Below are 14,928 nucleotides of genomic sequence, written 5' to 3' on the forward strand. Positions count from 1 at the left end.
CCGGAAACCGGAGCGGCGGTTCGGGAAGCCGGGGGAGGTCTCGGGGGCGCAGCCGCGGGTCGGGAAGTTGGGGGAGGGCGGGAAACCGGAGCGGCGGTTCGGGAAGCCGGGGGAGGTCTCGGGGGCGCAGCCGCGGGTCGGCGAGGGCCGGAAACCGGAGCGGCGGGTCGGGAAGCCGGGGAAGGGCCCGGGGGCGCAGCCGCGGATCGGACAACCGCGGGAAGGCGGGGCGGAGGCGGCCGAGCGGCCGGACGCCGACGGGCGTGGACGCCGGCTCCCGGTGCGGTCGGTGCGGGGCTGGTTCACCCGGACGAAGGCACCGGCCCCGCAGCCCTCGGAGACCGATGCCGTATACGTCCCCTACGACCCTGACCCCGCCCTCGAGCCGTACGACCTCCTGCCCGCCGATTCCCCGCCGGCCCCCGAACCATCCCTCTGGAACGGTGACGCCGCACGCGAGGCCCGCTGGGCGGCGCTGATGGCGGTGGCGGTGGATCCCGCGGAGCCGACGGGTTCCGCGGAGTCGAGGGAACTCGAGAAGCCGAGGGAACTCGAGAAGCCGCCGAATTCCACGGAGCCGACGGAACCGAAGGGGCCGACGGAACCCCCTGAAACGCCGGACACCCCGGAGCGCTCTGACCCCCCGGACACCCCCTGACGGACCCCCGGCACATCGGCTGGGACCGGGAGGAGGACCGGGAAGCCGCCCCTCAGCCGTTGACCCCCAGCACCCCCCGCAGCTCCTTCGGCAGATGCTGGTCGCAGGCCTGCTTCGCCTCGTTGGTGAGGGCGTCGTTGGTGCAGGAGTAGTAGTCGCTGTAGACCAGCTGCGCGGTGAAGGTCGCGGCGACCAGGGCGAGGGCCAGGCTCGCGGTGACGAGGCCGCTGACCGCCGCCGTCGTCTGGGGCCGGCTGTCGGGGGCCGGGGTGTTGGGGTCGGGGGTGCGCGGCTTGGTGCGCAGGGAGCTGATGCCCCAGTACAGGGACAGCGCGCCCAGCAGCAGTGCCACGTACGGCCAGCTGAACAGCGCGAAGAAGAAGGCCCACATGCCGCACAGCAGGGCGTACCGCGCGCGGCGCTGGGCGGGGTCCGTGGGGTCCCAGCGCGGGCCCGCTCCGGGACCGCCGCCGCCCGGCCCCTCGGGGCCGCCGCCGGGCACCTGGGGCCGCTCGCCGAAGCCGCCGGGGGAGCGGCCGGGCTGACGGTCGCTCCACTGGCTGCCCCAGGGGGAGCGGCCGCCGCCGTCATCGGGCGTGTCGTCGGAGGAGTCCCCGCCGGACGGGTGCCGCGGCCGCCACGGGCTGTCGGGCGTGCCCTCCGGCGGCGGCGCGAAGGGGTTGTCGTCCGGGGCCGCGCCACCCTGCTTGTCGCCGTTCTTCCCGCCCGAGGGAGCGTCGGGCGGCGAGGCGGGGCGCTCCCGCAGCAGCACGACGCCGCGCTCCCCTCCCTGGGACGACTGCGGGGGGAGTGTGAGGAGTCGCAGGCTGCGGTCCGGCATCAAGTGAGCGTCTTCCCCTTGGTGAGTCACGACTGATCTGGAGCGTCCCGAAAGCGCTCGAAGGCCCAGGGACTCGGGTCCGCCATCCCGTGAACGCACGGTGCACGGAGCGCGTTCCCGTACCAGCTCCCCTCAGACGCTACCTTCCGGCCACGCCCCCGTCCCATGGGGGCCGTCCGGAGTGCCGGTATCGTTGCTGACGGTCGACCGCTTCGTAGGCTTCCCCGTATCCGCGGGCGCGAAGCATTCGTACGACCGCACAAACAGCTTCCCCCGAGAAAGGGCCCCACCGTGGCCGCCAAGCCCGTGGCCAAGCGCCTCGTCGTGCTGGTCTCCGGATCCGGCACCAATCTGCAGGCGCTCCTCGACGCGATCGCCGAGCACGGCCCCGAGGTCTACGGCGCCGAGATCGTCGCCGTAGGCGCCGACCGCGACGGCATCGAGGGGCTCGCGCGCGCGGAGCGCGCCGGGGTGCCGACCTTCGTGCGGAAGGTCAAGGACTACGGGACACGACAGGAGTGGGACGCGGCGCTCGCCGAGGCCGTCGCCGCCCGTGAGCCCGACCTCGTCGTGTCCGCCGGATTCATGAAGATCGTGGGGAAGGAGTTCCTCGCGCGGTTCGGCGGGCGGTTCATCAACACCCACCCCGCCCTGTTGCCCAGTTTTCCGGGAGCCCACGGCGTACGTGACGCGCTTGCGTACGGCGCCAAGGTCACCGGCTGCACCGTCCACTTCGTCGACGACGGCGTCGACACCGGGCCGATCATCGCTCAGGGCGTGGTGGAGGTCCGGGACGAGGACGACGAGAGCGCGCTGCACGAGCGCATCAAGGAAGTCGAGCGAAGGCTGCTCGTCGAGGTCGTGGGGCGGCTCGCCCGCAACGGCTATCGCATCGAGGGACGAAAGGTAGTTATCCAGTGACCGCCGAGAGCAACAAGCGGCCCATCCGGCGCGCGCTCGTCAGCGTCTACGACAAGACCGGGCTGGAGGAGCTCGCGCGCGGGCTGCACGAGGCCGGCGTCGAACTCGTCTCCACCGGCTCCACCGCCGCGCGGATCGCCGCGGCCGGCGTGCCCGTCACCAAGGTCGAGGACCTCACCGGTTTCCCCGAGTGCCTGGACGGCCGCGTCAAGACCCTGCACCCGAAGGTCCACGCCGGCATCCTCGCCGACCTGCGCCTGGAGGACCACCAGCGGCAGCTGCAGGAGCTGGGCGTCGAGCCGTTCGACCTCGTCGTCGTCAACCTCTACCCGTTCCGTGAGACCGTCGCCTCCGGCGCCACGCCCGACGAGTGCGTCGAGCAGATCGACATCGGCGGTCCCTCGATGGTCCGCGCCGCCGCCAAGAACCACCCCTCCGTGGCGGTCGTCACCAGCCCCGCCCGCTACGCCGACGTCCTGGCCGCGGTGAAGGACGGCGGCTTCGACCTCGCCACCCGCAAGCGGCTCGCCGCCGAGGCCTTCCAGCACACGGCCGCCTACGACGTCGCCGTCGCCTCCTGGTTCGCCTCGTCCTACGCGCCGGTCGACGACTCGCAGTTCCCCGACTTCCTCGGCGCCACCTGGGAGCGCGCGCACACCCTGCGCTACGGCGAGAACCCGCACCAGCCCGCCGCCCTCTACACCTCGACAGCATCCATCAGCGGCTCCGCCGCGGGCGGCGGCCTGGCGGAGGCCGAGCAGCTGCACGGCAAGGAGATGTCGTACAACAACTACACGGACACGGACGCCGCCCGCCGTGCCGCGTACGACCACGACGAGCCGTGCGTCGCGATCATCAAGCACGCCAACCCGTGCGGCATCGCGATCGGCGCCGACGTCGCCGAGGCGCACCGCAAGGCACACGCCTGCGACCCGCTGTCCGCGTTCGGCGGTGTGATCGCCGTGAACCGGCCGGTCAGCAAGGAGATGGCCGAGCAGGTCGCGGAGATCTTCACCGAGGTCATCGTCGCGCCCGACTACGAGGAGGGGGCCCTGGAGGCCCTCACCAAGAAGAAGAACATCCGGGTGCTGCGCTGCCCCGCGGGCCCGTCCAACCCGGTCGAGGTCAAGGCCATCGACGGCGGCGCGCTGCTCCAGGTCACCGACCGGCTGCAGGCCGACGGCGACGACCCCGCCAACTGGACCCTCGCGGCGGGCGAGGCGCTCGGCCCGGAGGACCTCCAGCAGCTCGCCTTCGCCTGGAAGGCCTGCCGCGCCGTGAAGTCCAACGCGATCCTGCTCGCCAAGGACGGCGCCTCCGTCGGTGTCGGCATGGGGCAGGTCAACCGGGTGGACTCCTGCAAGCTCGCCGTGGAACGGGCGGGCGAGGAGCGGGCGCGCGGTTCGTACGCCGCCTCGGACGCCTTCTTCCCCTTCCCCGACGGCCCGGAGATTCTGATCGCCGCGGGCGTGAAGGCCATCGTCCAGCCGGGCGGTTCGATCCGTGACGAGCTGGTCGTCGAGGCCGCGAAGAAGGCGGGCGTCACGATGTACTTCACCGGGACCCGCCACTTCTTCCACTGACGCCGAGCCGGTACGCGTGACGGCGGTGGTCCCCGGCCCTCCCCCGAGAGGGGCCGGGGACCACCGCCGGTGCGTCACGTCAGCACGGACGGACGTAATAGACGGACGTAATAGATCGGGTCCCACGTGGCGCGGCGTAGGCCGTGGACGTCCAGCGCACGCGGCCGTCCTTGTTGTAGAAGCGGGCGACCGTGCCGGGCATCTGGTTGTTGACGAAGTCGCCGTCGCCGTACCAGTTCGAGACGGACCAGAGCTGGCACTTGTAGTACTTGAAGACGGTGCCGCGGACGTTCATGCACAGCCAGCCGTAGTCGCAGGCGAGCGCGGCGGCCTTGGCCTGGTTCGCCTTGCTCGCGGGGTACACGGTGACGTCGAGGCCGTCGTAGTGGACCTTGTTGGCGGAGACCTGCCGGCCGCCGGGCTGGGCGGCGAGCACGGCGTCGATGCGCTGCTGCACATCGGACGCTGCGGCGGTGGACCGGGTGTGGACGACGCGGTTGCCCGTCTCGGCCGCGGCGGCCGAGACGGTGGAACCGGCGAGCAGGGCGGTGGCCGCGACGAGCAGCGCGGCGGGCTTCTTCACGTTCACTGACGTTCCCCCATGTGCCGTGAGCACGGATGTGGTCGTACCGCCGAAGCGGAGTGGTCCCACCGTGCCAAGGGCGCGCGGCTGCCGGTGCCTCGGAAGTCTCAGGGTCACTTCTTCCCGGGCGGGTGTACTCCTTGAGGTGGTGGGCGACGCGGGCGCAGTAGTCGCGGTACTCGGGGGAACTCCGCCCGCGTCGTTCACCTTGCTGTACGACGTGCGGTAGGCGGCGGCGATCAGCACCCGTTTGTCGCCGGGCAGGCCGGGCTCGAGCCGCGGCTCGATGAAGCACAGGTAGCGGGCCATGGCCGGGATCGACACGGCGGGGGAGAGGGGAGGCCTGGGGATCGTCTTCGCGGGCTGTCCGTCGGACCGCATCCACCAGCGCAGCACGCGCGGGGTCCACCGGGCGATGCCGTACTCGTCCTTGGCAGGGTCGGACAGGTCGGGGTCGAAGTCGCTCTCCGCCTTGAGCATCGCCGCGATCAGCGCCGGGGTGACGTCCGGCTGCGCGCAGTCGTGCGCCGAGTTCACGATCAGAGGCCGGTAGACGGCCGGGACGCCCTTGTCGGTGCGGAGTTCGCCGGCGCCGTAGGTGGCGGGCGCGACCTTCGTGGTCCGGTCCGGGGTGCCCTTGGCGTCGGGTCCCGGGCCGGCCCAGGTGCTGATGCCGTGGCCGAGGGCGGCCAGGGCGGCGGTGGCGACCGCCGCGCCGAGCACGGTCCCGGCCCGGCGTCCGCGCGGGCGCACGGCCCGCCCAAGCCGCGGGCTGCCCGCGCGGACCGCCCGAAGGCGAGCCGTTCGCCGGGCGCGAGCCGGACCTGGGTGCCGTGTCGCTCGTCCTCCGTGGTCGGTGGAGGTACCACGATGATGCTGTACATGGTGCGTCTCCCCGTGCCTGACGGCTGCGGACCCAGACTAGGGCGACGCACCAGGGCCGTGTCCCCCCTTGTGCGGGGTGAGACACGGCCCTTGGAGTGAATGGCGTGAAGTGTTCAGTAGCGGGGGCGGTTGAACCACGCCGCGCCCTTGGAGCCGCCGACGAAGCAGGCGATCAGGATGGCGAGCACCGTGTGGACCAGGCCCACGATGATGAACGGGTACAGGCCGAGGATCGCGGTGATGATGCCGTAGACCATGGTCGTGACACGGACGCCGTTGCGGCCGGTGTTGAACTTCACCGCGAGCACCGCCGCGAACACGCCCCAGGCCAGCGCGAACAGCACCAGCGCCCACAGCATTCCGGTCGAGTAGTCGGCGAGCCGCTGGAAGGCTGCGTCGTCCTTGAGGGTGTTGTCCTTCTTCGCGGCGTTCACGGTGGCGGCGCTGAAGGCGAACAGGGCCACGCCGAGGACCTGCAGGCCGACGATCACCCACAGCATCACCCGGGCCGCGCTGACGTTGCCCGGCATCGTTTCCGGCACGGGGGCGCCGTACTGCTGGACGGGCGGGGCCTGCGGGTAGCCGTAGCCGGGGGCCTGGCCCTGCGGGTAGCCGTAGCCGGGCTGCTGCGGCGCCTGCGGGGCGCCGTAGGGGTTGTTCGGGTCGCCGTAACTCATGGCGGTCTTTCCTCCGTCGATCGAGTGCGGGGACGACGCGCGGCACCGCACGGAGGAGAGTTCTACAGGATGCGGTCCGTCCCCCCGATGAGCTGCCCGCGGCACTGTGCTGTTCATCGTTCTTGACTGATGTCTTACTTGTCCAGCCGCTTATCGCATGTGTTGTGCAAGTGCAACATCACTGATCACGGGCGCGGACGAGGGGGGACGGCCGCGGGCCACCCGGATTGGAACCGGGAGCCCGTCATCCGCGAGGATGGGACCATGACCGCCCAGATTCTCGATGGCAAGGCCACCGCAGCCGCGATCAAGTCCGATCTGACCGCCCGCGTGGCGGCGCTGAAGGAGAAGGGCGTCACGCCCGGCCTCGGCACGATCCTGGTCGGGGACGACCCCGGCAGCCGGAAGTACGTCGCCGGCAAGCACCGCGACTGCGCCGAGGTGGGCATCGCGTCCATTCGGCGCGAGCTGCCGGCCACCGCGACGCAGGAGGAGATCGAGGCGGTCGTCCGGGAGCTGAACGAGGATGCGGCCTGCACCGGTTACATCGTCCAACTGCCGCTGCCCAAGGGCATCGACGAGAACCGCATCCTCGAGCTGATGGACCCGGACAAGGACGCCGACGGCCTGCACCCGATGAACCTCGGCCGCCTCGTCCTGAACGAGCCGGCCCCCCTGCCCTGCACCCCCAACGGCGTGCTCACGCTGCTGCGCCGCTACGGCGTGGAGATCAAGGGCGCCGAGGTCGTGGTCGTCGGCCGGGGCGTGACCATCGGCCGTCCGATGCCGCTGCTGCTGACCCGGCGCAGTGAGAACGCCACGGTCACCCAGTGCCACACCGGTACCCGCGACCTGTCCGCCCACCTCAGGCGCGCCGACATCATCGTCGCCGCGGCTGGCTCCCCGCACCTGATCCGGGCCGAGGACGTCAAGCCGGGCGCGGCCGTCCTCGACGTCGGCGTCTCCCGCAACGCCGAGGGCAGGATCGTGGGCGACGTCCACCCGAACGTCGCCGAGGTCGCCGGCTGGCTCTCCCCCAACCCCGGCGGTGTCGGCCCGATGACCCGGGCCCAGCTGCTGGTCAACGTGGTCGAGGCGGCGGAGCGCAGTGTCGGCTGAGGCGGAGGGCAACCGGCGGGGCACCGGGGCCGGGGAGCCGGAGATCGAGGTGCGCGACCCGGTCAGCGCGCCGGACGCCGAGGGCAGGCCGCGGCGGATCACGCGCCGTTTTCCGCTGTTCACCAGGGACACGGCGCGCCCCGAGGGCGGCGGCCGGGCCGCTCCCGGCGACGCCCCGGCTCCCGCGCGGCAGTGGCCGATGCTCGCGGTGCTGGCCGTGGTCGGGCTCGGGCTGCTGCTGACCGCGTTCGACGCGTTCCGGATCGGGACGATACTGATCGGCGTCGCGCTGCTCGGCGGCGCCGTGCTGCGCTGGCTCCTGCCCGGCGTCGGCATGCTCGCCGTCCGCTCCCGCTTCACGGACATCGTCACCTACGGCGTTCTGGGCTGTGTCATCGTCCTGCTGGCGCTGATGGCCCAACCGAAGCCCTGGCTCGAAATACCGTTCCTGGACGACGCCCTGCACTTCACGATCCGCAGTTAGGGGCGTTCGTATGGCGCGCGCACCGCGTACAGCAAGTCCTCCTGGCAGCGCTACCTCAACGCCACCCAGCCCCCGCCCCGGCAGGCCGTCGCCGCGCTGTGCCGGGTCGCGGGCCTGGCCGGCGCGGACGCCGAACGCCGAACGCCACACCGTGCGCTGGGAGATGGCCGTCCAGGACTGGCCCCGCCCCGTGACGGTGCCCGCGAGACCCGCCGGGGCCGAGGAGTACGAGGACGACCCCACCGTCCCGTGGTGGGACCGGCCGGAGGAGGAACCGCGGCACGGACCGCCGGACGCGTCCTGCTGTACGCCGTCCTGATCCTTGTGGCCCTGCTCCTCACCGCAGTCGTCGGCGCCGTTGCCCTTGGGTGACCCGAACACTCCTGTGGCACCCGAGGTCACGGGTGTGCCTCCGTTGTGTCGATGTGTTGACAAGTTCAGGGATGGGCGGCCAAGTCGCCCGACAACAGGGCTAGCGTGGCAATCGGGACGACCCGGGCGTCCCGATCGTCGTCCAGGGGTTCCTCACAGCGGAGAGGGATGCCGGTGGGACACTGGACCGCGGACCGGCGGGTGCGCAACGGCGCGCGCCCCGGCCCGAATGCTCCCGTGCGCCCCCACCCCGGGAACTGAGATCCTGACTGGGCGCATCCCTGTGGGTAGCCAGAACGGGGACTCGGCAGAGGGCACCACGCGCGGGGGCAACAGCCAGCACGTACCGGGGGGAAGAGGGGGGAAGCAATGCCTCGTTGGAAGGCCTTGCCCGACGAACTGGATCCGCAGGTCAGGGAGTTCGCGAGCCAGCTGCGGCGGCTCGTGGACCGCAGCGGCCTGAGCATCGCCGCGCTCGCCGACCGCACGGGCTACAGCAAGACGTCCTGGGAGCGTTACCTCAACGGCCGGCTCCTCGCACCCAAGGGCGCGATCGTCGCCCTTGCCGAGGTCACCGGCACCAATCCCGTCCACCTCACCACGATGTGGGAGCTCGCCGAGCGGGCCTGGAGCCGGGCGGAGATGCGCCACGACAGGACCATGGAGGCCATCCGGATAGCCCAGGCGCGCGCCGCGCTCGGGGAGTTCGGGGCGGCCGCGCCGTCCGTCGACGCCAAGGGCGGCCAGGCGGTCCGCAAGGGCGGCAGCGCCACGGCGACCCCCGGGAGCGCGGGCCCCGCGGGCGTGGCCCCGACGGTGCCGCCACAGCCGACGGCGTCCGACGCCGACGTGCGCGAGGGCGCCTCGCGGACCGCTTCGTCCGCCTCGGGTTCCTCGACTGCCTCGGGTTCCTCGACTGCCTCGGGTTCTTCGTCCGGCGCGGGTTCTTCGACCGGCGCGGGTTCTTCGACCGGCTCGGGTTCCTCGACGTCGACGGGCGGCAACTCGTGGGGGATGGCCGGGTACCGGGGGCCCTCGCAGACCGGCGGCCGCGCCGCCGGGGCCACGGCGTCTCCGTCCGACGGCTCCGCCCGGACACCGGGCACCCCGAGTCCGTACGGCGAACCCCCGCAGGCTCCGCGTCCCGCCGGCTCCGGCGGTGGCGGGGCGCGCAGGCGGCAGCTGACGATGTTCCTCGCAGGCGGGGTCGGCGTGCTGGTCGTGATCGGGGCCGTCTTCTTCTTCACCGACGGCAGCGGGGGCAAGAAGGCCGAGGGCGCGACCAAGTCGCCCTCCCCCTCCGCCAGCACCAACCCCGACCTGCCGGCCGGCGTGAAGTGCAGCGGGGCCGGCTGCACCGGCAAGGACGCCGAGAGCATGGGGTGCAGCGGCGACCTGGTGACCACGGCCCAGAGCGCCACCGTCGGCACGACCGTCGTCGAGGTCCGCTACAGCAGGAGCTGCGGCGCCGCCTGGGGCCGCATCACCCGGGCCGCCCAGGGCGACGGGGTTCAGATCACGGTCGGCGCGCACAAGGAGACCGGCACGATCACGACGACCGGCGACACGATCGCGTACACCCCGATGGTCGCCGTGAAGGACGCGGCGCAGGCGAAGGCGTGCGTGACGCTGGCGTCGGGGCAGAAGGGGTGCACGAAGTAGCCGGGGCCGACACGGGAGCCGTGGCGCACGGCTCCCGAAAGAAGTGGCGTGAAACAGGCATGGCGTACGCCAAACGGGGCAAGCGGACGTTACCCCCACGGGATTCCGGTACTCCGGCAACCCCCATACGGCGGCCGCCTTCGTCCCCCCTCTCCCGGACGGGCGGCCGCCTCTTGCGTCGGCCGGGCCCAGCGGCAGCGACTTGTGGGACGGGCCACACGGGCCCGGCCGTCCGGGATCCCGGAGGCGCGATAGCCTGACCGCTGGATCTCTCTTGACGCCAAGAGATCGATCATCCGTACCCGTGATCGATCATCGCGGCGCCGCCGGTCACGAGCCGGCGGCGTGGATCCCGCACCCCGGGGCAGGGACGCCCCACCGCCAGCTGTCATACGGAGAACGCCATGACCCGCACTCCCGTGAACGTCACCGTCACCGGCGCGGCCGGCCAGATCGGTTACGCCCTGCTCTTCCGCATCGCCTCCGGCCAGCTGCTCGGCGCGGACGTGCCGGTCAAGCTGCGTCTGCTGGAGATCACCCAGGCGCTGAAGGCCGCCGAGGGCACGGCCATGGAGCTGGACGACTGCGCGTTCCCGCTCCTGCAGGGCATCGACATCACGGACGACCCGAACGTCGCCTTCGACGGCGCCAACGTCGCCCTCCTCGTGGGCGCCCGCCCGCGCACCAAGGGCATGGAGCGCGGTGACCTCCTCGAGGCCAACGGCGGCATCTTCAAGCCGCAGGGCAAGGCCATCAACGACCACGCCGCGGACGACATCAAGGTCCTCGTCGTCGGCAACCCGGCCAACACCAACGCGCTCATCGCGCAGGCCGCCGCCCCGGACGTCCCGGCGGAGCGCTTCACCGCGATGACCCGTCTGGACCACAACCGCGCGCTGACCCAGCTGTCGAAGAAGACGGGCACCCCGGTCTCCGAGATCAAGCGCCTGACGATCTGGGGCAACCACTCCGCGACCCAGTACCCGGACATCTTCCACGCCACCGTCGCCGGCAAGAACGCCGCCGAGGTCGTGAACGACGAGAAGTGGCTCGCCGAGGACTTCATCCCGACCGTCGCCAAGCGCGGCGCCGCCATCATCGAGGCCCGCGGCGCCTCGTCGGCCGCCTCCGCCGCCAACGCCGCCATCGACCACGTGTACACCTGGGTCAACGGCACCGCCGAGGGCGACTGGACGTCCATGGGCATCCCGTCGGACGGCTCCTACGGCGTCCCCGAGGGCCTGATCTCCTCCTTCCCGGTCACCTGCAAGGACGGCAAGTACGAGATCGTCCAGGGCCTGGACATCAACGACTTCTCCCGCGCCCGCATCGACGCCTCCGTCAAGGAGCTCGAGGAGGAGCGCGAGGCGGTCCGCGGCCTCGGCCTCATCTGAGCCCGGCTCTTCACGGCTCTGTCACGACCCCGCACAGGCCCCGTTCCGGTTCCTTCCGGAACGGGGCCTGTGGCCGTTTTCGCCACCCCGGACGACGGCCGCCGGCTGCAGATCTTCACGGTCACGGAGGACACCCCGGCCGCGTCCCCGGAACTCGCCGAGAACGACCCCGGCTACGGCTTCGCCCAGCAGCACGGCTACCGCCCCCTGCACCGCGCCGCGGCCCCCCTCTGGTCCGAACTCACCTACCGCTACGACGACCGGGACAAGGGCCCCCGCCGGGTGATCGACCACCGCTTCGAGGCGGCCGACGGCACGCTCTACGCGATCCGCGTCAGCGGCCCCGAGAACCTGGACCCGGAGCTGCTGCGCGCCCCGCTCACCGCCGCGCTGGACTCCTTCTGCCCGTCGGCCGGGAAGTGCGCCGGCCAGTGATCGGGCCGTTGCCACCCCTGCTCCAACCCCGGCGCACGCCTGGCTGCGCGGGTGCGTCCGGGGCCTGATGGCGCAGGGGTCAGCCGCCGGCGGAAGGGGTGGTCAGCCGTTTCTCGAACCAGTGGCCGGCGTAGACGTGGTCGGCGTAGGCCGGGATCTCCGTGTACCCGCACGCCCGGTACATCGCCTGCGCCTCCGTGAGCACGGCGTGCGTGTCGAGGCGTACGACGCCGAGCCCCCGCGCGACGGCCTCCCGCTCCAGCGCGCCGAGCAGCCGCCGGGCGAGCCCGAGCCGCCGGGCGTCCGGGTGCACCCACACGTGCCGGATCTCGCCCACGCCGGGCTCCAGCCGCCGCAGCGCCCCGCAGCCCACCGGCCGCCCCTCCTCGTACGCGACGAAGAACGCCCCGGCGTCCCCGGACACCTGCTCCGGCCGTACCAGATCGGACGGGTCGAACCCCTCGGGGAAGCGCGCGTCGAGGTCGGCCGCGTAGGCGTCCAGGCAGGCGCGGGCGTCCGGTGAGGCGCCGTCGACGAGTTCGACGGTGATGCCGGCCAGCCGCAGCAGGCGCTGCGCGGTGGCCAACGCCGCGGTCAGCTGCTCGCGCTGGTCCGCGCTCAGCCCGTCGAGGAGCCCGGCCACCAGCGTGTCAGCACGCCGGTTCTGCTCCTTCACCTCGACGCGGCCGGCCGGCGTCACCTCGACCGTCCGCAGCCGGTTGTCGTCCGGGTGGACGCTCACCCGGACCATCCCCTGAGCCTGAAGCGCCTTCACCATCCGGCTCAGATACCCGGCGTCCAGGCCGAGCCGGCCGCGCAGCTCGCGCAGGGACACCCCGTGTGGGCTCCGGAAGACCTCGAACAGCAGCCGGGCCTCGCCGAGCGGCCGGTCCTGGCCGAGGTAGTGGTCGTCGAGCGCGCCGATCCGGCGCGTGAAGTAGCGGTTGAACCGGCGGAAGGCCGCCACGTGCTCCGGCGAGACTGGCTCCATATTTCTTTGACGGTAGTCAAAGGATCCGGGCGAGTCCATACGTGTGCGCGGCGGGCCCCGCCTTCTGCCCCGCCGGCGGCTTCACTCTTACGGGGGTGTCCTTGCGCAATCCGTTCCGTGGCCGCACGGGCCCCTATAAGCTGATGGTTTCTCAGCCCGCTTAATTCTGGGACGAGTTGTCCCATCGGGGGAGTCGCGTGAGTACTGCTTACGTGCCACAGCAACCAGACCAACCAGACCAACCACAACCGACGCCGACGGCCGTGCCGCCGCCGCCGGCGCGGCCCACCCCGCTGCACGCCAGCGAAGCCAGCCGGCTGCTGTGCGCCGGCACCTACCTGGACCCCGCCTTCCGGGAACGGGTCATCGATGAGCTGTATCTCAACGAGCAGCGGATCGTGGCGCCCTCCCTCGGCTTCGACGTGGCCCGGGTCCTCGCGCACGCCCTGCGCGCCCGCCGGATCGAGGTGGGCTGGGCCGCGGCGATCGTGGGGCTGTGGGTGGTCGGGCTGCCGCTGACCGGCGGCGTGCTGGCCACCTACCTGCTGCCCAGCCTGCTGCTGGCGGTGGGTGTCTCCGTCCGCGGCGACGACAACCGTGCGCCCTTCGGCCGGAAGGCCGTGGCGGTCGCCGTCCGCTGGCTGGGCCGCATCGTCTTCGCGCTCTTTCTCGTGGCCACGGTGGTCGCCGCGTTCTCCGGCTCCGACGAGCCCTCGTACGACCCCTACGGCGGCGGGCCGGGCTTGAAGGACTTCCTCCTGGAGCTGCTGCCCGGGCTGTCCCGGATGGTCGGCGGAGACGGCACGGTCAGTCCGCTGCAGGCGTGGCTCGCGCTCGTCCTGTTCTTGGCCGTCGCCCTGTGCGCGGGCGCCCAGCGCAGCCAGTTCGCCCGGGCCCTGGGCGGCGAGCTGTCCCCGGAGCGCTTCCCCGACGCCGCCTCGGACCCGGCGGAGCGGGCACAGGGGGAGCGGTTCCACCGGATGAAGGAGCGCATCCGGCTGGAGCAGCACGCCCCGCTGATCATGTACCACGAGGCCCGTCCGTTCTGCGGGGCCGGTTCCGCCTACGACACCTGGGTGCTCGCCGTCGAGATGCGGCCCGCCGACGAGTCCAAGGGGCCCCGCCCGCTCAGCAACCGCACGATGCTGGACGCCGTGCGCCCGCTCCTCGAAGGGCTGCGGCTGCCGCCGGAGTACGCCGGTCACGCGGTGCGTGACCGGTTGCGCTGGCTGGAGATCGACGAGTGCGTGTTCCTGCCCGCCGAGGGCCTGAGCCGGCGCTCGGACGCCCCCTACAGCCGGGAGGCCTTCGAGGAGCACCGGGACCGCGCGGTGGAGGAGGGCGCCGAGAAGCGGCGCCACTTCCTGCGCGTGCGCGTCGGCGGCTGGGAGGAGGAGCTGGTCGTCACCGTCTTCGTGCGGATCCACACCCAGGGCCGCATGCTGATGCTGGAGATCGCCCCGCACGTGCTGATGCCGATCCGTGAGGACTTCAAGGACGCCGACCGCGCCGCCCACCAGTTCCGCAACAACAGCCTTCTCGGCAAGGCCACCTGGGCCGCCGGCCAGGTGCCCGCCTCCGCGATCCGCTCCCTGGTCACTCTGTGCCAGGCCGCGGCCTCCGGCTGGCAGCTGCTCACCGGCGGCTACGGCAACGCGCTGCCGGACGGCCCGGCACTGTCGGTGCGCGAGCTGGGCGCGGCCCGGTCCCGGTCGCTCTTCCAGCAGATGGACGTCGACCGCTACCTCAGGAGCGTCCAGGACCGCATCGCGCACGGCGTCCGCATCGCGCTGGCCGAACACGGCTACCAGACCGGCGAGTTCGTGCAGAAGGTCGTCAACATCAGCAACGGCGGCGTGCACATCGACTCCGTGGCACACAGCACGTTCGCCGTCGGATCGCACGCCCGTGCCTCCTCCGCAAAGACCGGCGGCCCCGCGCCGCAGAAGGGATCCGGCCCCGATGACCACGGCGGATGAACCCAGCGTCAGCATCGGTGACGTCTCGCACAGCACCTTCGCCATCGGCAGCCACGCGCACGCCGAGAGCCACCACGGCACCGGCCCGGGCCGCGACCAGGCCGCCGAGGAACTGCTGAAGGCCATACGCGAACTGCGCGCCGACCTCGCACGCGTCCAGGCGAGCGACCGGACCCGTGCGCTGGACGAGACCCTGGCCGATACCGAGGACGAGATCACCCGCACTGGAACCACCGGCGAGAGCAGGCGGCAGCGCCTGCGGGAGCTGCTCACCGACGCCCAGACGGTGCTGACCCTGTTCACCTCGGCCGGCACGGTGGCCGGCCTGCTGGGGATGTGAGGGG

At 72.3% G+C, this 14,928-nt stretch carries 13 protein-coding genes and 4 pseudogenes; 11 read left to right on the plus strand and 6 right to left on the minus strand.

The features are described 5' to 3' along the window. Positions 1 to 658 (plus strand): annotated as a pseudogene (locus ABZV31_RS10540) (hypothetical protein); the annotation flags it as partial. Between the two features lie 52 nt (positions 659 to 710). Here ABZV31_RS10540 and ABZV31_RS10545 read toward each other — a convergent pair. Then, positions 711 to 1,499 (minus strand): hypothetical protein, encoded by a 789-nt coding sequence (locus ABZV31_RS10545; RefSeq protein ID WP_355890864.1) that lies wholly within the window; start codon positions 1,497 to 1,499, stop codon positions 711 to 713. 291 nt (positions 1,500 to 1,790) lie between these two features. On the opposite strand from ABZV31_RS10545, the gene purN reads away from it, so the two are divergent. Then, positions 1,791 to 2,420 carry a phosphoribosylglycinamide formyltransferase gene (purN, locus tag ABZV31_RS10550; RefSeq protein ID WP_355890867.1) on the plus strand — a complete coding sequence of 210 codons (630 nt, stop codon included), beginning with the start codon at positions 1,791 to 1,793 and terminating at the stop codon, positions 2,418 to 2,420. After that, entirely contained in the window at positions 2,417 to 4,003 is a 1,587-nt protein-coding gene (gene purH / locus ABZV31_RS10555; protein ID WP_355890870.1) for a bifunctional phosphoribosylaminoimidazolecarboxamide formyltransferase/IMP cyclohydrolase, read from the plus strand. Before purN ends, purH begins: the two co-directional genes overlap by 4 nt. Positions 4,004 to 4,082: 79 nt before the next feature. Here the strand turns inward: purH and ABZV31_RS10560 are convergent, their stop codons facing one another. The 4 genes and pseudogenes from ABZV31_RS10560 to ABZV31_RS10575 all read right to left on the minus strand — a co-directional run bounded on the left by ABZV31_RS10560 (position 4,083) and on the right by ABZV31_RS10575 (position 6,148). Then, positions 4,083 to 4,592, minus strand: a complete 510-nt coding sequence (locus ABZV31_RS10560; RefSeq protein ID WP_355890873.1) for a hypothetical protein — start codon at positions 4,590 to 4,592, stop codon at positions 4,083 to 4,085. A gap of 112 nt (positions 4,593 to 4,704) precedes the next feature. Continuing rightward, a pseudogene (locus ABZV31_RS10565) lies at positions 4,705 to 5,312 on the minus strand (protein kinase); the annotation flags it as partial. A 53-nt stretch (positions 5,313 to 5,365) separates the two neighbouring features. Beyond that, positions 5,366 to 5,470 (minus strand): annotated as a pseudogene (locus ABZV31_RS10570) (FHA domain-containing protein); the annotation flags it as partial. 114 nt (positions 5,471 to 5,584) lie between these two features. Further along, entirely contained in the window at positions 5,585 to 6,148 is a 564-nt protein-coding gene (locus ABZV31_RS10575) for a proline-rich domain-containing protein (RefSeq protein ID WP_355890876.1), read from the minus strand. Between the two features lie 264 nt (positions 6,149 to 6,412). Between ABZV31_RS10575 and ABZV31_RS10580 the strand changes: the two genes are divergently transcribed. From ABZV31_RS10580 to ABZV31_RS10605, 6 genes and pseudogenes are all read left to right on the plus strand, one after another. After that, positions 6,413 to 7,267, plus strand: a complete 855-nt coding sequence (locus ABZV31_RS10580) for a bifunctional methylenetetrahydrofolate dehydrogenase/methenyltetrahydrofolate cyclohydrolase (RefSeq protein WP_355890878.1) — start codon at positions 6,413 to 6,415, stop codon at positions 7,265 to 7,267. Beyond that, complete coding sequence (locus tag ABZV31_RS10585; protein ID WP_355890880.1) at positions 7,257 to 7,751, plus strand: DUF3017 domain-containing protein; 495 nt, start codon at positions 7,257 to 7,259, stop codon at positions 7,749 to 7,751. The genes ABZV31_RS10580 and ABZV31_RS10585 overlap by 11 nt, the downstream gene beginning before the upstream one ends. A gap of 12 nt (positions 7,752 to 7,763) precedes the next feature. Next, positions 7,764 to 8,123 (plus strand): annotated as a pseudogene (locus ABZV31_RS10590) (helix-turn-helix domain-containing protein); the annotation flags it as partial. 369 nt (positions 8,124 to 8,492) lie between these two features. Then, entirely contained in the window at positions 8,493 to 9,785 is a 1,293-nt protein-coding gene (locus tag ABZV31_RS10595) for a DUF2690 domain-containing protein (protein WP_355890883.1), read from the plus strand. 404 nt (positions 9,786 to 10,189) lie between these two features. Continuing rightward, on the plus strand, positions 10,190 to 11,179 hold the full coding sequence (locus tag ABZV31_RS10600) for a malate dehydrogenase (RefSeq protein ID WP_355890886.1): 990 nt from the start codon (positions 10,190 to 10,192) through the stop codon (positions 11,177 to 11,179). A 69-nt stretch (positions 11,180 to 11,248) separates the two neighbouring features. After that, positions 11,249 to 11,614 (plus strand): hypothetical protein, encoded by a 366-nt coding sequence (locus tag ABZV31_RS10605; RefSeq protein WP_355890888.1) that lies wholly within the window; start codon positions 11,249 to 11,251, stop codon positions 11,612 to 11,614. A 79-nt stretch (positions 11,615 to 11,693) separates the two neighbouring features. Here the strand turns inward: ABZV31_RS10605 and ABZV31_RS10610 are convergent, their stop codons facing one another. Further along, on the minus strand, positions 11,694 to 12,605 hold the full coding sequence (locus tag ABZV31_RS10610; protein ID WP_355890891.1) for a GNAT family N-acetyltransferase: 912 nt from the start codon (positions 12,603 to 12,605) through the stop codon (positions 11,694 to 11,696). A gap of 263 nt (positions 12,606 to 12,868) precedes the next feature. On the opposite strand from ABZV31_RS10610, the gene ABZV31_RS10615 reads away from it, so the two are divergent. Beyond that, positions 12,869 to 14,584: a hypothetical protein gene (locus ABZV31_RS10615; protein WP_355890894.1), complete on the plus strand. Its 1,716-nt coding sequence runs from the start codon at positions 12,869 to 12,871 to the stop codon at positions 14,582 to 14,584. Continuing rightward, the gene (locus tag ABZV31_RS10620; protein WP_355890897.1) at positions 14,568 to 14,924 is read left to right on the plus strand and encodes a hypothetical protein; all 357 of its coding nucleotides are present in this window, start codon (positions 14,568 to 14,570) and stop codon (positions 14,922 to 14,924) included. Before ABZV31_RS10615 ends, ABZV31_RS10620 begins: the two co-directional genes overlap by 17 nt. The last annotated feature ends 4 nt before the right edge of the window (positions 14,925 to 14,928 follow it).

The sequence above is a fragment of the Streptomyces sp. NPDC005202 genome (assembly GCF_040608235.1).
Taxonomy (GTDB): domain Bacteria; phylum Actinomycetota; class Actinomycetes; order Streptomycetales; family Streptomycetaceae; genus Streptomyces.